This is a genomic window from Methylomarinum sp. Ch1-1, assembly GCF_030717995.2.
Lineage (GTDB): Bacteria > Pseudomonadota > Gammaproteobacteria > Methylococcales > Methylomonadaceae > Methylomarinum > Methylomarinum roseum.
Map to the genome: position 1 here is coordinate 3,667,823 of NZ_CP157743.1, position 18,832 is coordinate 3,686,654.

General features: G+C 51.5%; 22 protein-coding genes. 8 read left to right on the forward strand and 14 right to left on the reverse strand.

The window, feature by feature from the left end; genetic code table 11:
• Window positions 1–98 precede the first annotated feature (98 nt).
• Window positions 99–413: a DUF504 domain-containing protein gene (locus tag Q9L42_RS16755; protein WP_349431458.1), complete on the forward strand. Its 315-nt coding sequence runs from the start codon at window positions 99–101 to the stop codon at window positions 411–413.
• Between the two features lie 34 nt (window positions 414–447).
• A complete protein-coding gene (locus Q9L42_RS16760; protein ID WP_305907281.1) occupies window positions 448–1,299 on the forward strand; it encodes a helix-hairpin-helix domain-containing protein in 852 nt (283 codons plus the stop codon).
• 481 nt (window positions 1,300–1,780) lie between these two features.
• On the opposite strand, the gene Q9L42_RS16765 is transcribed toward Q9L42_RS16760, so the two are convergent.
• The 11 genes from Q9L42_RS16765 to Q9L42_RS16815 all read right to left on the reverse strand — a co-directional run bounded on the left by Q9L42_RS16765 (window position 1,781) and on the right by Q9L42_RS16815 (window position 10,877).
• Complete coding sequence (locus Q9L42_RS16765; protein ID WP_349431459.1) at window positions 1,781–2,443, reverse strand: hypothetical protein; 663 nt, start codon at window positions 2,441–2,443, stop codon at window positions 1,781–1,783.
• 53 nt (window positions 2,444–2,496) lie between these two features.
• Complete coding sequence (locus Q9L42_RS16770) at window positions 2,497–3,039, reverse strand: transposase (protein WP_305907280.1); 543 nt, start codon at window positions 3,037–3,039, stop codon at window positions 2,497–2,499.
• Window positions 3,006–3,695, reverse strand: coding sequence for an IS4 family transposase (locus Q9L42_RS16775; RefSeq protein ID WP_305907279.1), 690 nt, complete (start codon window positions 3,693–3,695; stop codon window positions 3,006–3,008). Before Q9L42_RS16775 ends, Q9L42_RS16770 begins: the two co-directional genes overlap by 34 nt.
• Before the next feature lie 592 nt (window positions 3,696–4,287).
• The gene (locus Q9L42_RS16780) at window positions 4,288–4,668 is read right to left on the reverse strand and encodes a PIN domain-containing protein (protein WP_305907278.1); all 381 of its coding nucleotides are present in this window, start codon (window positions 4,666–4,668) and stop codon (window positions 4,288–4,290) included.
• Window positions 4,668–4,862, reverse strand: coding sequence for a type II toxin-antitoxin system VapB family antitoxin (locus Q9L42_RS16785; protein ID WP_305907277.1), 195 nt, complete (start codon window positions 4,860–4,862; stop codon window positions 4,668–4,670). Before Q9L42_RS16785 ends, Q9L42_RS16780 begins: the two co-directional genes overlap by 1 nt.
• Before the next feature lie 344 nt (window positions 4,863–5,206).
• Window positions 5,207–6,307 (reverse strand): histone deacetylase family protein, encoded by a 1,101-nt coding sequence (locus tag Q9L42_RS16790; RefSeq protein WP_349431460.1) that lies wholly within the window; start codon window positions 6,305–6,307, stop codon window positions 5,207–5,209.
• A complete protein-coding gene (locus Q9L42_RS16795) occupies window positions 6,308–6,898 on the reverse strand; it encodes a GNAT family N-acetyltransferase (protein ID WP_305907275.1) in 591 nt (196 codons plus the stop codon). It lies immediately after the preceding gene.
• Between the two features lie 162 nt (window positions 6,899–7,060).
• Window positions 7,061–7,324, reverse strand: a complete 264-nt coding sequence (locus Q9L42_RS16800) for a hypothetical protein (protein ID WP_305907274.1) — start codon at window positions 7,322–7,324, stop codon at window positions 7,061–7,063.
• Between the two features lie 17 nt (window positions 7,325–7,341).
• Window positions 7,342–8,442 (reverse strand): quinolinate synthase NadA, encoded by a 1,101-nt coding sequence (nadA, locus tag Q9L42_RS16805; protein ID WP_305907273.1) that lies wholly within the window; start codon window positions 8,440–8,442, stop codon window positions 7,342–7,344.
• 306 nt (window positions 8,443–8,748) lie between these two features.
• A complete protein-coding gene (gene aspS, locus Q9L42_RS16810; RefSeq protein WP_305907272.1) occupies window positions 8,749–10,542 on the reverse strand; it encodes an aspartate--tRNA ligase in 1,794 nt (597 codons plus the stop codon).
• Window positions 10,543–10,607: 65 nt separating this feature from the next.
• On the reverse strand, window positions 10,608–10,877 hold the full coding sequence (locus Q9L42_RS16815; RefSeq protein WP_305907271.1) for an FmdB family zinc ribbon protein: 270 nt from the start codon (window positions 10,875–10,877) through the stop codon (window positions 10,608–10,610).
• A 107-nt stretch (window positions 10,878–10,984) separates the two neighbouring features.
• Between Q9L42_RS16815 and pyrC the strand changes: the two genes are divergently transcribed.
• Window positions 10,985–12,019, forward strand: coding sequence for a dihydroorotase (gene pyrC / locus Q9L42_RS16820; protein ID WP_349431461.1), 1,035 nt, complete (start codon window positions 10,985–10,987; stop codon window positions 12,017–12,019).
• 40 nt (window positions 12,020–12,059) lie between these two features.
• Here pyrC and Q9L42_RS16825 read toward each other — a convergent pair whose 3' ends face one another.
• From Q9L42_RS16825 to mtnA, 3 genes are all read right to left on the reverse strand, one after another.
• Entirely contained in the window at window positions 12,060–12,371 is a 312-nt protein-coding gene (locus tag Q9L42_RS16825; protein WP_305907270.1) for a hypothetical protein, read from the reverse strand.
• Between the two features lie 75 nt (window positions 12,372–12,446).
• A complete protein-coding gene (cysZ, locus tag Q9L42_RS16830) occupies window positions 12,447–13,172 on the reverse strand; it encodes a sulfate transporter CysZ (protein WP_349431462.1) in 726 nt (241 codons plus the stop codon).
• Window positions 13,169–14,209, reverse strand: a complete 1,041-nt coding sequence (mtnA, locus tag Q9L42_RS16835) for an S-methyl-5-thioribose-1-phosphate isomerase (protein ID WP_349431463.1) — start codon at window positions 14,207–14,209, stop codon at window positions 13,169–13,171. The genes cysZ and mtnA overlap by 4 nt, the downstream gene beginning before the upstream one ends.
• 550 nt (window positions 14,210–14,759) lie before the next feature.
• On the opposite strand from mtnA, the gene Q9L42_RS16840 reads away from it, so the two are divergent.
• The 5 genes from Q9L42_RS16840 to sufT are packed head-to-tail and all read left to right on the forward strand — an operon-like array spanning window position 14,760 to window position 18,801.
• The gene (locus Q9L42_RS16840; protein ID WP_305907269.1) at window positions 14,760–16,082 is read left to right on the forward strand and encodes a TRZ/ATZ family hydrolase; all 1,323 of its coding nucleotides are present in this window, start codon (window positions 14,760–14,762) and stop codon (window positions 16,080–16,082) included.
• Window positions 16,083–16,134: 52 nt separating this feature from the next.
• Window positions 16,135–16,845: a bifunctional 2-polyprenyl-6-hydroxyphenol methylase/3-demethylubiquinol 3-O-methyltransferase UbiG gene (gene ubiG / locus Q9L42_RS16845; RefSeq protein ID WP_349431464.1), complete on the forward strand. Its 711-nt coding sequence runs from the start codon at window positions 16,135–16,137 to the stop codon at window positions 16,843–16,845.
• Between the two features lie 2 nt (window positions 16,846–16,847).
• Entirely contained in the window at window positions 16,848–17,525 is a 678-nt protein-coding gene (locus Q9L42_RS16850; RefSeq protein ID WP_305907268.1) for an HAD family hydrolase, read from the forward strand.
• A complete protein-coding gene (locus Q9L42_RS16855; protein WP_305907267.1) occupies window positions 17,516–18,247 on the forward strand; it encodes an SDR family NAD(P)-dependent oxidoreductase in 732 nt (243 codons plus the stop codon). The genes Q9L42_RS16850 and Q9L42_RS16855 overlap by 10 nt, the downstream gene beginning before the upstream one ends.
• A gap of 5 nt (window positions 18,248–18,252) precedes the next feature.
• Entirely contained in the window at window positions 18,253–18,801 is a 549-nt protein-coding gene (gene sufT, locus Q9L42_RS16860) for a putative Fe-S cluster assembly protein SufT (RefSeq protein WP_305907266.1), read from the forward strand.
• Window positions 18,802–18,832 lie beyond the last annotated feature (31 nt).

Genomic DNA, 18,832 nt, shown 5'->3' on the forward strand with positions numbered 1-18,832 from the left:
AAAATTGCCTGTTTCAGACAGCCCGATAAATCAACAGGCAACAACGGGGAAAATAACATGATGACAGCATTGCCAGTCCCTATACCTAGCGGCCTCAATTGCATCGCAAAATATTGACGTTCAACGTCGATATTGAAAAAATCGAACACGAGAGATCGATGCAACCGGTACAGAAAATACTCAGTCGGATTCGTTGGGATGAACATTTAGCCGGCCATGATTTCAAGATCGGCTATTATGACCGAGTCGAACGGCGACTGATCGTCGTCCCCTTCAAGGAGATCATTTTCCCCAAGAACGAGCATTTTTCCTTCGAGGTGGTCGACCAAGAGGGACGAGTACATTCGGTACCCTATCACCGAGTCAAGGCCATTTATCAGGATGATCGCTTAATCTGGCATCGTGAACATTGAAGCATCTCCATCTGATTGAACAGCGGTGACTATCGTGAAAAATAAAGAAATTGCCGACAAACTGAACGAAATAGGCGAATTGCTTGAACAACAAGGGGCCAATCCGTTTCGCTCGAACGCCTATCTGCGCGCCGCAAAAACCATCGCACAGTTAACGCGGCCTGCGACCGAAATCATCGATCACCAAGGGGTTGCCGGATTAATCGAACTGCCTGCAATCGGCGAAGGCATCGCGCGATCGATATATGAATACGTCGCCACCGGACGCATGAGTCGACTGGAAAGCCTAAAGGCCGGCCACGACCCGATCGAATTGTTCGAACAGATTCCCGGCATCGGCCCAACGTTGGCGCATCGCCTGATCGAAGTATTGCATATCGACACGCTGGAAGCGCTGGAAGTCGCGGCGCATAATGGACGCTTGTCCGAAGTTCCCGGCTTCAGCGCCAATAAAGTCGAAATGGTGCAAGCTTGGCTGGACCATGTGTTCGGTTATCGTCGACCCGCGACAAAACGACAGGAAGCGATCGCCGAACCCGAAGTCGCGCTGTTGTTGCAAATCGATTTTCTGTATCGCAAAAAAGCCGGCGCCGATGAGTTGCCTAAAATTGCGCCGAAACGCTTTAACCCGAGCAGCCAAGCCTGGCTGCCGATCATGCATGTGACTAAAAAAGGCTGGCATTTTACCGCCTTATTTTCCAACACGCCGCGCGCCCATCAATTGCAAAAAACCGACGACTGGGTGGTGTTGTTTTTTTACGATGACGAACATCATGAAGGCCAGCATACCGTGGTCACGGAAACGAAAGGCTCGCTGAAGGGACAAAGGGTGGTGCGAGGCCGAGAAGGTGAATGTCGGGACTACTATGCGGGGCAGTCACGGTAATCACTAGTCCTAACGATAATTGATTTTATATAGCAATGACGATCTTGATTCAGCCGTTTGTAGACTTCAACGTTTCCTCTCTGAGTGATAGCAATGGAATATACTTGTCATTCAATTTAACCAGAGACGCTTGATTGCAAGACCTCACACGTACTAACACCGTCTTTTCATTCGCACTTGTTAGCCCTTTAAAAAAAGGGGACAGATTTATTTTTCATGTCTTCAGTTTCTTTTTGCGGCCTTCCCTTCCTCCTGCTCTCGATCCCCATTCCAATAATTTTTTCTATCTGATCGGTAAAACGACTGGTGCCGGTAAGCAGCTTTCGTTGAACAAAAACCCAAAAGGGTCAAACCCAAAAGGGTCAGACACCTTTGAAACCCTTTTGGATCCAGACACCTTTGGATCCGTATAACCCTCTGTTCTCTGCATGATATGGCCGACAAGGTTGCCTGAGCAGTATTAACGCCTACGCTGCCGCTTTTATTCATCTCTGGTAAATGCCGAGCGATGGAATTCCGCAGCTTCTGTCACTTCCTTCACGCCGCACTCTTGCAGTTCTGGTGCATCGCCACCGGCCAGCACTTCCAGCACAGCATGCCCCCCCCGGGAAAGCGACGTCAGATTGTAGCCGCCTTCGAGCACAAGCACGAGTCTGCCATCACAGTACTGGTCGGCGATACCCTGAACGATACTTGTGAGGACCTTGAATCCGTCATAGCTCAGGTTCATTGCCATATCATTGTGATGCGGATCGAAGCCAGCCGAAACCAGAACTAGGTCGGGTTCAAAATATTCGGCGGCGGGCAGCAATATCTCACGAAAAGCCTTTTCAAAAGCGATGTCACCGGCGGTTTCAGGTAACGGCACGTTAATGGTATAGCCCTCGCCGAAGCCGGCACCCACTTCGTGCAGATGGCCGGAACCGGGATAGAAGGAAAAAAAGGGGACAGATTTATTTTTCAAGGAAAAAAAGGGGACAGATTTATTTTTCATGTCTTCAGCTTCTTTTTGCGGCCTTCCCTTCCTCCTGCTCTCGATCCCCATTCCAATAATTTTTTCTATCTGATCGGTAAAACGACTGGTGCCGGTAAGCAGCTTTCGTTGAACAAAAACCCAAAAGAAACCCCCAAAAGGGTCAGACACCTTAAAAAAAAGGGGACAAAAAAAGGGGACAGATTCTGAGGTATCCCCACAAATTACGCTTTTTCCAGGGTGCTGAAATAACCAACTAAGAGAACTTGAGCGTGTTCCAATAAATTTTCCTGCAACTCAAATACCACATATTGACAGGCGATACGAGCAAGAAAAATGACCGAATAAGGTGAACGATCACGATTGCTGCAGACTTTGATTTGCCGTTCGATGGCAGTGCCTTTCAAGCCCAGCCCAATCAGCCAAAGCGCAAAAATGATAAGCGCTGCAATCAATAATAAATTCGCACGTCGTTCGGCGTTTATCCGGCTGTCTTGAGTTAAGTCGGCGCCGTAATGCGCGCTTTTCGTGTCTCGGAAACCTTCCTCGATTTGCATGCGGGAACGATAATAATTCACGACATCAACCGGCGTATAATCCTTCAATGAGGGCGAAACGACCAGTAACCAGGGCTCTTTTTCGCGTGCCGCCTGTTTCCGGCTGGATCTGGATTGAGCGGGGCGGTGTTGAACTGTCAGATCTTTACGATGTTTGGGGGCACGGTAAAACGCGACTAAGGTCCCGGTAACGGATTGATGCGAACCCAAAGAGCCTTACCCAGGCATTTGGCTTTGCGTGTAGCGCGAGCATGCAAGGATTTGGCTGGGAGCCATTGCTTGGGCTCATCGGTCCAAGCGATAAAATCTCGGCCGCGAATCCGACCCAACCAATGCCAATTGAGGGCTTCGACGGCCCGAAAAAACGGGGTGCGAAACCCGGAGTCGGCGACAATGATGGGGGTAACGCCGGGCGGAAGCAGTTCCTGAAGACGACGCAGAAACTGCTGTTGAACCTTGGGGTTCCCCAGTTTTTTGCGTGGGTGGACTTCCTCGTATAAGGTAATGGTACGACTGCCGGTCGGTAGCGCCGCGCGTAATAACTGTTGACTTTGATCGGCGGTGAGCGGTGACCAGTCGATGAGAATCAAAGGTAAGGACAATGACTGTAATAACCACTGTGTCATGACCCCATAGAGCTTTTGGCGCTCAGACTTGAGATTGGGATTGCCGAGGAGACGGTCGATGCGCTTGATTTTGTGTTTGATATAGGACGGACCGGAAAGTGCGCGCCCCAGGGCCGTTAGCGATACCGAGACGCCTGTCAAGCCAGCCTCTACGGTCGCCATGAGCGATTTAAGCCGGGTTCGATGAAGCTCAGGAAGCGCCAGTTTGATCAAATGATGGAGTAAACTAATGGTCGACATAGGGCCTTCCCGGCGAAGCTGAAAGATTACGTATTTCAACAATTAGACCCGAAAAAACAATTTATCTATCAATTTTTAGCTATAGAAAATTGTTTTATATGACTATTTTGTGGGGATACCTCAGGGACAGATTTATTTTTCATGCCAAAAGGGTCAGACACCTTTAGATTCCGTTTCATGCCAAAAGGGTCAGACACCTTTAGATTCCCCTTTAGATTCCGACAACTACGTTGACATTTTCCGCGTTTTACCGTGCCCCCAAACATCGTAAAGATCTGACAGTTCAACACCGCCCCGCTCAATCCACGCAAAAGCACGCAAAAGGGTCAGACACCTTTGGATCTCTCAAAAGCACGCAAAAGGGTCAGACACCTTTGGATCTCTATGCGGGGCAGTCGCGGTAATCCCTAGTCCTAACGATAATTGATTTTATATAGCAATGACGATCTTGATTCAGCCGTTAGTAGACTTCAACGTTTCCTCTCTGAGTGATAGCAATGGAATATACTTGTCATTCAATTTAACCAGAGACGCTTGATTGCAAGACCTCACACGTACTAACACCGTCTTTTCATTCGCACTTGTTAGCCCTTTATCCATAAAGTTTAACTCTCAACACCTGATTAAGTAAGCGAAAATGCTTGTCGAGCGAGTAAATCTTATAGCTATTTTGTTTCGCATTTTGGGCGATGATTAAATCAGGAATGCCCACTCCATTAGCTCCACCTTTTAAACACTTTACTTGATACTCAATTATCTCTTCCCAGTGAATAGAAAGTGAAACCTTATTTATCTCGTGAAGAAGCGTAATGACTTTATTCTGCTTTTTAATTTTTAGATACGGGATCAACTCGGCAAGAATAATATCGTTGGTGACTATTAGATTCTCATCTATTAGATAATCCAGGTCTTTAGAGTTGCCGCCGTCTCTGAAATAGTCAACCCATATCGAAGTATCAACCAACACTTCCATTAATGACGGTCTCTTAATTCATTCAGGTTGATTTCCAAATCAATCTTGCCGCGATATTTCTTTAGACCAGAAATCTTTGATTTTCTGACCAATTCTTCTAATGCCTTGACTATAACGGCAGTCTTAGTGTCAGTATTTGTGACTTTCATTGCTTCATTGAGCAAGTTCTCAGGTAGATCCAGTGTCGTTCTCATTCACCCCCCTATGTTATGCATAAAATTATATTTTAGTATGCATACTCTTTCAATAGAAAAAAAAGGTAAAAAAAAGGGGACAGATTTATTTTTCATGTCTTCAGTTTCTTTTTGCGGCCTTCCCTTCCCCCTGCTCTCGATCCCCATTCCAATAATTTTTTCTATCTGATCGGTAAAACGACTGGTGCCGGTAAGCAGCTTTCGTTGGACAAAAACCCAAAAGGGTCAGACACCTTTGAAACCCTTTTGGATCCAGACACCTTTGGATCCGTATAACCCTCTGTTCTCTGCATGATATGGCCGACAAGGTTGCCTGAGCAGTATTAACGCCTACGCTGCCGCTTTTATTCATCTCTGGTAAATGCCGAGCGATGGAATTCCGCAGCTTCTGTCACTTCCTTCACGCCGCACTCTTGCAGTTCTGGTGCATCGCCACCGGCCAGCACTTCCAGCACAGCATGCCCCCCCCGGGAAAGCGACGTCAGATTGTAGCCGCCTTCGAGCACAAGCACGAGTCTGCCATCACAGTACTGGTCGGCGATACCCTGAACGATACTTGTGAGGACCTTGAATCCGTCATAGCTCAGGTTCATTGCCATATCATTGTGATGCGGATCGAAGCCGGCCGAAACCAGAACCAGGTCGGGTTCAAAATATTCGGCGGCGGGCAGCAATATCTCACGAAAAGCCTTTTCAAAAGCGATGTCACCGGCGGTTTCAGGTAACGGCACGTTAATGGTATAGCCCTCGCCGAAGCCGGCACCCACTTCGTGCAGATGGCCGGAACCGGGATAGAAGGGCGCGGCGCAATGGGTATCAAAGAACAGTACATCGGCATCCGCCCAGAATATGCCCTGGGTACCATTACCATGGTGTGCATCCCAGTCCACGATCAGGATACGCTCGCAACCCAGTTTCGCCTGGGCATGGGCTGCCGCCACGGCGACGTTATTCAACAGACAAAAACCTCGAGCCCTAACCGGCTCGGCGTGATGACCCGGCGGCCGAACCAGGGCGAATGCACTTTGTGATTGTTTGTTGATGACACTTTCCACTGCCGCGATAGCGTTACCGGCCGCCGCAGTGGCCGCCTGGATACTGTCGGGTGAGACAGCCGTGGTATCCCTGTCCAGCCAGACACGTTTGCCTGCCAGTGAGAAAATATCGTCCAGGTAGGACGTGGTATGGACGCGGCTTAGTTGTTCGTATGTAGCGCTGGGACCTGACGTAAAGTGTACGCCCGGAACCGGATTTTCATCCAGATACTTTTTGATAGCCGTCAGCCGCCCGGGGTGTTCGGGGTAGCTCCACTTGAAATCCAGAGCCTGCAGGACGGTCCTCACACGTTTTTCCACCCGGCTGGGTATAAAGGGGAGATCCACCTGCGGGTCATGGCCCAGCATCACTTCGTCAAAAAAGACATTGACCTTCCGATCGCCTATCACTCAATTCCCCTTTGGCTGTTCGATACTGCCTGATTGCAGGTTACGAATTCTTTGCCGCTTTGCCAGGGCATTCCGCACATTTGTTGTAAAGGCGGCAGCACGGACCCCGGTTGGTTTGAATCCGAGCCGGGTCCAGGTGGCTGCCGCTTCTTGATTGGAAACGGCGTATTCGAGAACCAGTTCATCGATATCGTGACTTTCCGCGAATGCCACCAGCTCCCGGAGTATCGCACTGAAAACGCCGATCTTGCGAAAATCCGGCTCTACCCAAACATCATCAATGATTCCAGACTTTAATTCAACATCTCCCGCCTGCTCCCAAATACCCTGATTACGCCACGCATACAAATAGCCCATACCCACCAGCCGGGTACTGGTCGATTCTGCCACAACGATCAGCTTGTCTGGATCTGAAAGGGACGAGCGCAGTGCATCCATAAGTCGTTCCCGCTCTTCTATCTTGAGCGTGTGCGGGGGTGCTCCCGCGACGTGAAGTGCCAGCTTGGCCAGGAAATCGACAAGCACAGGCAAGTCGGTCTCCGTCGCCTTACGTATGCTGAACTTGCCGGTATTCTGTTTGGATGGGACCATTTGTTTAGCCTTGCTGCAGGTTCATCGTGGAGCCACTTGATTGCCAATTGCCAAGGATCGCACGGGATCAGACTCAATTCAAATCAACATTGACTCATGTTTATTTACCGGAAAAATGTCAAATGTAAGGCCTGCCTTCTTCGGTTTGAAGAGAGCGTATGCTCAAACGATCTCGGCGGAGATGACTTCACCTTGATCATCGAGCGTAAGCATTAACCGTCCGTAGCAGGACTTCTGATCACACTGACACCCGGAGCCCTCCATGATGCTCTCCAGGAAAGTGACGTAAATCAGTAGGCTTTCTTCTTGTCGTTGCAAAATTTCATAACGGATTGAATCATCGATGATCCAACCGTTCTGACTGCAAAATGCGTTGAGTTCCTTACAGGTCTTCAAGAAAGCCTGGATGGGATCGGATTTGCACATGCCAGAAATCGTGACGACTAGCTCGCCTGTAGCATGTTATCCAGTGCCTTTTTAGCCAAGGCGGCCTCTTCCGCAGGCACGGAAATTTGATTGACGACATGACCCTCCACCAGATTTTCCAGCACCCAGGCCAGATGTTGGGAGTCGGTTCTGAACATCGTCGAACACATGCTCAAGGTAGGCGCCATGAAATGGACGTTCTTGCCCTCAGCCTGACATTCCTCATGCAGACGATTGACCAGATTCAGCTCGGTCGCAACCAGCCAACGCGTGTTCGGTTCGGCTTCGCGGACGATTTTCAAGATATTTTCCGTCGAACCGATGTAATCCGATTTTTGACACACTTCGAAACAGGCTTCCGGATGGGAGATGACCTTGGTTTCCGGATATTTTTTCTTGAATTCATCGATATGTTCGGGTTTGAACGCCTGATGCACGGAGCAATAACCCTTCCAAAGAATGATTTTGGCGTCGCGAATTTGCTGCTCAGTCAAACCGCCCAGAGGCTGGGTGAAATCCCAGGTCACCATCTGTTCCAGCGGAATTCCCATGCTGTAGCCGGTATTCCTGCCCAGATGCTGGTCCGGGAAAAACAACACTTTTTCCTTTCTGGCGAAACTCCAGTTAAGAATTTTCTCGGCATTCGACGAGGTGCAGACGATTCCGTCATGCTTGCCGCAAAACGCCTTCAGATCGGCCGCCGAATTAATATAAGTGACCGGCGTGACCACATTTTCGACATCGATCACCCGAGCCAGCTCATCCCAACATTTTTGCACCTTGACCTGATTGGCCATGTCGGCCATCGAACAACCCGCCGCCATATCCGGCAAGATGGCGATCTGTTCTGGACGGGACAGGATATCGGCGACTTCCGCCATGAAATGGACACCGCAAAAGACGATATATTCGGCATCGGACTGAGCGGCTTCCCGGGATAGCTTCAATGAGTCGCCGGTGATATCGGCATGCTTAAAGACTTCATTACGCTGATAATGGTGTCCTAGTACGATACAACGACTACCCAATTTTTCCTTGGCCGCGACAATGCGCGCCTCGCACTCAGCGTCATCAAGTAAGGCATAATTTTGTATCGGTATTGTTGTAGTTGAATTCATTTCGGACCTGCCAATAAATTAAAATGGTCATTAACGTGTCACGGTTTGGCATTGCCTGAAAAACCAGCATCTTATACCGTTCAGCTTAGCAACCGGAAGGTTAACGACCCTATAAATCAATAGAATAAACGCTAAAACAATGCTATTTAAGGACGATTCCCGCCGCTATACGCAGCATTGTTGATGGAGAGCGTTTAAGGTATGACAAGCAATGCGGCGATTTATTCCCCAAAGGCGGCATTGTCATCAAAAAGGCCACAGTCTCGCTATCGAGGCCGTGGCCGCTTGCCGTGACGAACAGCGTGATTAGCTGTTTTTGGGTTCTTCCTTGACCGCTTTCTTACGCAACCGGATCCCCAGTTCCCTCAACTGAGCATCGTTGACCATCGCCGGCGCATCGATCAACGGACATGCCGCGGTCTGCGTTTTCGGGAAAGCGATTACATCGCGGATCGATGTGGCGCCGGTCATCAACATGACCAGACGATCCAAGCCGAAGGCGACGCCGCCATGCGGAGGACATCCGTACTTCAGCGCATCCAACAGGAAGCCGAATTTTTCTCGCGCTTCTTGTTCGTCGATGCCGAGAATTCTGAACACCTTATGCTGCATGGTCGTGCGGTTGATACGAATCGAGCCGCCGCCCACTTCCAGTCCGTTCAACACCAGGTCGTAGGCGCGCGACAAGGCGGCGCCTGGATTCGCTTCCAATTCTTCAATGGTGCAGCTGGGCGCGGTGAACGGATGGTGAATGGCGTTCCAACGCTGGCTTTTGTCGTCCCATTCGAACATCGGGAAGTCAACCACCCACAACGGCTTCCATTTACCTTCCAATAGATTCCGGTCTATGCCGAGCTTGACCCGCAATGCCCCCATCGATTCGTTGACGACATGGGTTTTATCGGCGCCGAAGAAAATCAGATCGCCCGTCTGTGCGCCTGTTTTAGTCAACACTTTTTCCCAGACTTCATCCGGGGCGAATTTGACGATCGGCGACTGCAGGCCTTCGACTCCGGCATCGCGGTCGTTGACTTTGATATAGGCCAAACCCTTGGCGCCATAGATGGAGACGTATTTGGTCAGGTCGTCGATTTCCTTACGGCTCATTTCGCTGCCATTCGGCACCCGCATCGCGACCACCCGGCCATTCGGGTCTTTGGCCGGTCCCGAGAACACCTTGAAATCGACCTCCATCATTTCGTCGGCGATATCGACCAATTCCAGCGGAATTCTGAGATCGGGACGATCCGAACCATAGCGGTTCATCGCTTCCTGATAAGTCATCACCGGAAATTTGTCATCCAACTTAACATCCAGGATCTCCGCGAACAGGCCTCGAATCATCTCCTCCATCAATTCCATGATCTGATCTTCGTTCATGAACGATGTTTCGATATCCAGCTGGGTAAACTCCGGCTGTCTGTCGGCGCGCAGATCTTCGTCACGGAAACAACGCACCACCTGATAATAACGATCCATGCCAGAAATCATCAGCAGCTGTTTGTACAATTGCGGCGATTGCGGCAAGGCGAAGAAGGCATTTTCATGAGTTCTACTCGGCACGATGTAATCGCGAGCGCCTTCCGGCGTCGCCTTGGTCAAATAAGGCGTTTCGATTTCATAAAACTCATGCTCATCGAGGAAATGACGTAAATGACGGGTGACATCACGACGCACACGCATTTTTTTCTGCATGTCGGCGCGACGCAGGTCGATATACCGATAGCGCAGCCGCGTTTCTTCGTTGACGTCGATTTCACTTTCCAGCGGAAACGGCGGCGTTTCGGACTCGTTTAACACCTCGACCTGCTTTACCAGCACTTCGATTTCGCCGGTTTCCATATTTTTATTGATCGTTCCTTCTGGGCGTGGTCTGACCACCCCTTCGACACGGAGAACATATTCGCTGCGGACACTTTCGGCGATTGCGAACGTGTCGGGTGAATCGGGATCAAAAACCACCTGCGTCAAGCCGGTGCGATCGCGCAAATCGATAAAAATCACGCCGCCATGATCCCTGCGACGATGTACCCAGCCGCATAATGAAACCTCTTCACCTAAATGTTTTGTATTTAATTCTCCGCACTTGTGGGTACGCATACTCTGTTCTCTGTTTACTCAAAAAAAGTTGTCGATATTACGTGTTTATCGCCATCGCTGCAAGGTTAGTGGCTGGAGCAAGTCCCGCCCGAACAGCAGCTACCGCCTGACTTGGCGGGCGTTGAACTCTCTCCGGCAATGTTTTTCTTGGCGCCGCTTTTGAAGTCGGTTTCATACCAACCGCTGCCTTTCAGCCTGAAGCCCGCCGCCGATATTTTCTTTTTCAATTCCGGCTCATTGCAGGCCGGGCAAATCATTAACGGTGCATCGCTTAATTTTTGCAACGCTTCATGCGCGTGACCACAAGCATCACATTGATATTCATAAATTGGCATGTGCCTCTCCGAAAAAATACAAACAAATCTGTTAATAAGGACATAATTTGTTTTTTCAAGTCCCTACTATAGAATAACGAGGTTATTTTAATAGAAAACGCGACAGAATGGATAAAATAACGTTCACTCAGCCGGATGACTGGCATTTGCATGTCAGAAACGGGGCGATTTTAAAAACGGTTATCGCTCATAGCGCGCGACAATTTGGTCGGGCCATCATCATGCCCAACCTGAAACCGCCGGTGACCAACGTCAACGAAGCCCTGACTTATCGGCAGGAAATATTAGCGGCGCTGCCGGCGGGCAGCACATTCAAGCCATTGATGACGCTTTACCTGACCGACAACACTACGGCCACGGAGGTCAAAAAAGCGGCCGAATCGGAACATGTTTACGCCTTTAAATTGTATCCGGCCGGGGCCACGACCAATTCCGATTCGGGCGTATCGAATTTAGAGCATATTTTTCCGACGCTGGAGCAGATGGAAAAACATCAGTTGCCGTTATTGATTCACGGAGAAGTGACGGAGGAACGTTATGACATCTTCGATCGGGAAAAAATCTTTCTGGAGCAAAAGCTAAGCCGTATCGTACAACGATTTCCAGACTTGCGGATCGTCGTGGAGCATTTAACCACTGAGGAGGCGGTGAAATTCGTGGAAACAGCCTCCAACCGGGTCGCCGCGACGATCACCCCGCAACACTTGATGTTCAACCGCAACGCAATGCTGGCCGGGGGGCTACGCCCGCACCATTACTGTCTGCCGATACTGAAACGAGAACATCATCGCCAGGCCTTGGTCAAAGCGGCCACCAGCGGCAATCCGAAATTTTTTCTCGGCACCGACAGCGCCCCGCATCCGACCCATTTGAAGGAAAATGCCTGCGGCTGCGCTGGCTGCTATAGCGCCCACGCCGCCTTGGAGCTTTATGCCGAAGTCTTCGAACGAGAAAATGCGCTAGACAAGTTGGAGGGGTTCGCCAGCTTCCATGGCGCGGATTTCTACCGCCTACCCAGAAACAGTAAAACGGTCACCTTGCAAAAAAACACATGGCGGGTGCCGGCTTATTACGGACACGATGATTTCCGCATCACGCCACTGAAGGCGCAAGAAACGCTGAACTGGAAGCTGGTCGATTAAGAGATCCCCGACCTTGGCGGCATGCCGCCAGGATCGGGTGTTAATTCAAGCCTTCATTGTAGTCATAATCGCCCACGGGCCTGACGAAAGTATATTTGGCCGGCTTCACCACGATGGTGTCGGCCAACAATTCAAAGGCATCATGTGGCGCCGGGATCGAGGCGATCGCAGTCAACGGGCTTAAACCGACGAACAATGCGGAACCAGTCACCAGACCAACGAACGATAACGGTCTGACGATGACGGCATCCAACATCACATCATAGCCATCGGCCTCCCTGTCCTGTTCCGCAAAACTCGCGCTTGATGACAGCATTGCACCGGCCAGAAAAATCACTTTTAAAAACTTCATATAAACGTCCCATATTTAAATAATGATGGCTTTAAGCTAGTCAAAAACCGCCATTTTGTCCAGGCATTTATTTCATTATTCCTGGTCTAAATATTCATGGACATAGACAGTCGCGCCGATCACCGCGGCCGGAGAAACGATCAGATTAAACAGCGGCACCGATAATCCCATGACCGTCAAGCCGCCAAAACTCAGCCCGGCAACCCCAACATCTTTCAACATTTGCTTTTGTTCGGCAAACAACAGTCCCCGATTTTCCAGCGGATAAGCCATGAATTCCAGCGCCATGCTCCAGGCTCCGAACAAAGCCCAGACGATCGGCGCGATCACATTGACCACCGGTATGATGAACAAGATCAACAATGGAATCATCCGACTCACCATATAGCCTGCGCGTTTAAGTTCTGCCGACATAACCTTCATCAGCGGCGGCTCGACCGCGTCCGACGCTTGTCCCGACAACAGCTCGACGGTTTTCGCCGACAGCCGATTGTAAAACGGCGCGGCAATCAGGTTGGCCAGCACTGTGAAGGTGAAAAAACCGGTAATCAAGAAGCTGACAAAAAACAGCGGCCATAACAACCATTCCAGCCAGGACAGCCAGCCGGGGATGAAATGGTCGATCAGATCCGACAGGTAGTAATAACCCAAAACCAACACCGCGCTGTATAGCACAATATTGATCAACAACGGCATCAATAAATATTTGCGCAATTCTTTGCGCGGCAAGAATGTGAATCCTTTGAACAGGCAATTGATCGCATTCAGTGGATTTTTGCCTTTATCGGCCAGCTTCATCATGTTTTTAAACTCCTCACCCCGCCTTGTTGCGCCGGGTTCATCACGACACCCCGCTCTGTCACGATTGCCGTGATCAGTTCCGCCGGCGTCACATCAAAAACAGGATTCCAGGCATGCACCAGAGAATCCTCCCTCAAATAACAATCCGGCAACAATTCTGCCTGATTGCGTTGTTCTATTTCGATACCGTCGCCTGTTTCGATGGCAAAATCGATCGTCGACATCGGGGCGACCACCATCATCTTGACGCCATGCTGCTTGGCCAGCACCGCCAGCGAATAAGTGCCTATTTTATTGGCCACATCGCCGTTAGCGGCAATTCGGTCGGCCCCGACCACGACCCAGTCCAGCTTGCCATTTTTCATCAGCCAGGCTGCCGCCGAATCGGCAATTAGCGTCGCTTCAATGCCATCCTGCGCCAGCTCCCAGACGGTCAAGCGCGCACCCTGCAGCCAAGGGCGGGTTTCACAGGCGTAAACGCGTTTCAAACCACGTCTATGGGCGCTTCTAATCACCCCCAAGGCGGTGCCATAGCCGCCGGTCGCCAATGCCCCGGCATTGCAATGCGTCATCACGCTATTAGCATCGCCTAACACCTCTGCGCCTAGCTCCCCCATACGCAGATTACCTTCCAAGTCATCATCATGAATCTGCTCGGCGGTGGCTACCGCGGAGGCAACCGGATCGACATTTTCGTAATCCAGGGCTTGCCGCATTTTATCCAATGCCCAGAACAAATTGACCGCCGTCGGTCGGGAAGCCGCTAACGCCTCGAAATCATGCTCGACCTCCACGCGCCAATCGGCCGCACCATCCTGGCAGTGGCGCATCACCGATAACGCCACGGCATAAGCGGCGGCAATGCCGATCGCTGGAGCCCCCCTGACCTGCATGACCTTGATCGCTTCGGCGATGCCGCCGGCATCGCGATATTCGTGATAACTGACTTGTTCGGGCAGCAGACGCTGATCCAATACCTGCAAACTACTTCCCGTCCATTTCAGCGCCTGTACACCGATTTCATTTTTCACATTCATGACTTAAGAAACTTATATTAATACTGATACGCACGAGCAAACCATGCTCCGAACGTTTTCATTGTTACTCAAGGGTTGCCATCACCCTATTCAGGGCTCCCTCATTAAAAAATACCTGAACCAACACATTGGTTAATATCGCCTCATCCCTCTGGGCGGGGCGGGTTATTTAACCCGCTCCGAACATTTGTGATGTGCTGAGCAGCGTGAAGCGCATCAACACACGGTGCGCTTCCTATCGTCAGCACACCCTACCCGCACCGTAGGGCGGAGCAAGCGCCGCGGCTCCGCCAAAGTCTACCCGTAGGCGGCCCGCCCTCGGGCCGAATGGTTCTTTTCGCGCCGAGGTCGGCGCTCCTATGCAAAGCACCGTCTTGCCTTCGGATGTGCTGAACTGCGTGAAACGCATCAAAAATCGGTGCGCTTCCTATCGTCAGCACACCCTACCCACATTTTTAAACCTTGCTTCAGCACGAAATAGCTTTGCAGAAAATCCGCAAACGAGGTCATTCGAAGTATAATTCCGTCCATCTTAATTCAGGAAGAAATTATGCAAGTTGATCTCATTATCGAAGCCCGGTGGATTATACCCGTTGAGCCGGAATCCGTAATCCATGAAAACCACAGCTTGATCGTCAACGACGGCAAAATCATCGATCTGTTACCGCAGCATACGGCAAGACATCAATACCAAGCCCACACCTTGAGAGAGCTGCATAATCATGCGCTGATTCCGGGCCTGATCAATTGCCACACCCATGCCAGCATGACGCTGTTGCGCGGCATCGCCGATGATTTACCGTTGATGGAGTGGCTGCAAAAGCATATCTGGCCACTGGAACAGAAATGGGTCGGCGAGGCCTTTGTCAGAGACGGCACCGATCTCGCCATCGCCGAAATGATACGCGGCGGCACGACTTGTTTCAATGATATGTATTTTTTTCCGGAAATCACTGCCCATCAGGCCATAAAACACGGCATTCGCGCCGGCATCGGCCTGATCGCGATAGATTTTCCCTCGGCCTGGGCCGAAGATAGCGACGCTTATCTGGAAAAAGGCCTGGCCTTGCATGAACGACTAAGGCATGAGCCGTTGATCACCACGCCCTTCGCCCCCCATGCGCCGTATACGATTTCCGATGAACCATTGAGCAAGATCCGCATGCTGGCCGATGAGCTCGACCTGCCCGTGCATATGCATGTGCATGAAACCCGCCACGAGGTCGACGAGCAACGCCAAAAAACCGGACAAACGCCTCTACAGCGCCTGGATGAACTCGGCTTGCTGTCGCCTGCCTTCATCGCGGTGCACATGACTCAGCTCTCCGACGCCGAAATCGATGATTACGCCAGAACCGGCGGCCACATCGTTCATTGCCCTGAATCCAACCTCAAGCTGGCCAGCGGCTTCTGCCCGGTGGCGCAGTGCCTGAACGCAGGCATCAATGTCGCCTTGGGCACGGACGGCGCCGCCAGCAATAATGACCTGGATATGCTGGCGGAAATGCGCAGCGCCGCCCTGTTGGGCAAAGGCGTCAGCGGCGACGCTTCCGCAGTGCCGGCAATGACCGCGCTGCAAATGGCGACCCTCAACGGCGCCAAAGCCTTGGGCATCGACCAGCAAACCGGCTCGTTGACGATCGGTAAGGCGGCCGACGTGGTGGCGATCGAATTTTCCGAGGTGGAAACCCAGCCTCTATATCACCCGCTGTCGCAGATTGTTTATTCGGCGAGCCGCAACCAGGTCACCGATGTCTGGGTGGGCGGCAGGCAGTTGCTGAAACAACGCCAGCTGACCACGATCAATCTGAGCGATTTACACGAAAGAATCGGCATTTGGCGGGAACGTCTGTATGCCGATGACAACAAATGACTAATAACCTAGTAATATAGTACACTATATCCAATTCAACGGAATCAACACGATGACAGTGACAGAAAACGTACACGCCCATGAAATTCACAAATTTGGCTCCCAAGCCGAGCGTTGGTGGGATCCACAGGGTGAATTCAAAACCCTGCACGATGTTAATCCATTGCGCCTGCGTTTCATTCAGGAGCATGCCGAATTAGCGGGCAAGAAGATTGTCGACGTCGGTTGCGGCGGCGGCATCCTGACCGAAGGCCTGGCCAAACTGGGCGCCGATGCGCTCGGCATCGACCTCAGTGAAGAACTGATCGATATCGCCGACCTGCATAGCCTGGAATCCGGCGTCAAAGCCCGTTACCAGAAAATCAGCGTGGAAGCGCTAGCCGAGCAACAACCGGCCGGCTTCGATCACGTCACCTGCATGGAAATGCTGGAGCATGTTCCCGATCCCGGCTCCATCATCGGCGCCTGCGCCAAGCTGGTCAAGCCAGGCGGCATGGTTTTTTTCTCCACGTTGAATCGCGTTCCGAAAGCCTACCTGCTGGCCATCGTCGCCGCCGAATACTTACTGAAGATGGTGCCTAAGGGAACGCATGACTACAAAACCTTTATCAAACCTTCCGAACTGAGTCAGTCGGCCAGGGATGCCGGCCTCGAGCTGCAGTCCTTGGTCGGCATCGAATATAATCCGTTCAGCAAACGCTTCTATCTGGGTAAAGATATCGACGTCAATTACATCGCCGCTTTCAAACGCCCTGAAAAATAAGCATGAACGGTAAATTTAAACTGGCCTGCGTGTTATTTGACCTGGACGGCACCCTGGTCGATACGGCGCCCGACCTGGTCGCCTGTCTGAACCGAGCCATCGGCAAACACGGCTACCCCAGCTTCGAGGTCGAACAGATCAGGGCCTATATTTCCTATGGCGCCGCAGCGATGATAGCGTGGGCCACCAAGGGGGCCGGCGAGGATTTGCAGAAGCAGATGCTGACCGATATGTTGAACGATTATCAAAACAATCTAGTGGCCCACAGCCGGTTCTTTGCCGGCATGCCCGAAGCTCTCAGTTTCATCGAAAATCAGGGCCTGAAATGGGGCGTGGTCACCAACAAACGGGAACGCTTCACGCTGCCCTTGATGACGGCGTTGAAGCTGACCGAGCGGGCCGCCTGCATCGTCAGCGGCGACACCACAGCCAACAGCAAACCCCACCCCGAACCGATGCTGGCTGCCTGCCGACAGGCCAACGTGAAACCGGAAAACTGTGTCTATATCGGTGACGCCGCACATGACATTACCGCCGGCAAGTGCGCCAACATGAAAACGCTGGCTGCGTTATACGGATATTTAAAAAATGATGATCAGCCGGACGCATGGGGCGCCGACGGTTTAATTTCATCCCCCGAACAACTGACTTCCTGGATTCAATCATCAGCATGTTATTAAACGATCAAGTCATACTCATTACCGGCGCCGGTGGCGGCCTGGGCGGCACCGCGGCCATTGCGCTGGCCAAACAGGGGGCGCACATTATCCTGCTGGACAAGAATATTGCCAAGATGGAGAAGGTTTACGACGCCATCGTCGAGCATGGCGGTCCGGAACCGACCATGTACCCGTTTGACTTGGCCGGCGCCAATGAAAATGACTACCAGGAACTGGCCGATGTGGTCGATCGGCAATACGGTTCACTGCAAGGTTTGCTGCATTCGGCGGTGGATCTGAGCGCCTACAGCCCGGTCGCCAACATCAGGACTCAGGAATGGGGCCATACCCTGAACGTCAACTTGAATGCGCCTTTTTTATTGACACGGGTATTGTTGCCGGTGCTGCAGAAAAGTCAGCACGCCTCCATCGTCTTTACCTCCGATTCCTCGGCCAGAAATGCGCGCGCCTACAGCGCCGCTTACGGTGTCTCCAAGATCGCCTTGGAAGGCTTTGCCAAAATTCTCGCCGAAGAAGTGGAAGCCGGACAAAAAATCCGCGTCAATACTTTGGTTCCCGGCCCCATCGATTCTCCGCTGCGCAAAAAACTCTATCCGGCCGAGGATAAGAGCCGGCTGGCGGCGATGAATTCGCTGGATGAGGTCTATCAGTATTTATTTACTGACGACAGTCTGGGTCTTAACGGCCAGACCATTGATGCACAAACATTTCAACGTAGATAATTCTTATGTCAGAAAGAGAAGTAGTTACATTGACCCGAGATGTCAATATCATCACCGTCCCCGACGGCAATCACGGCACGCTGAGCAAGGGCCATGAAGTGACCATACATCAGGCCCTAGGCTCCAGCTATACGGTCGTGACCGAACACGGCCACATGGTTCGCATCGCCAACAGTGACGCCGATGCCCTGGGCAAAGAAACCCACGAACTGCATACCCTGGTTTCGGAAACCGATCCGGAAGCGGTCGAAAAAAACTGCTGGGAAGTGATGAAGACCGTCTATGACCCGGAAATTCCGGTCAATATCGTCGATTTGGGACTGGTTTACCATTGCAATGTCACCCCGAATGAAGAAGGCGGCAATGACGTGCACATCATGATGACGCTGACCGCGCCGGGTTGCGGCATGGGACCGGTCATTCAAAGCGATGTGGAAAAATCGATCCGCGCCCTGCCCGGCGTCAGTTCGGTTAATGTTGAAATCGTGCTGGACCCGCCCTGGTCGCGCGACATGATGTCCGAAGTCGCCCAGGTGCAACTAGGCTTGTTCTAACAAGCCATTGCCCTGCCCGGACGCGATATCG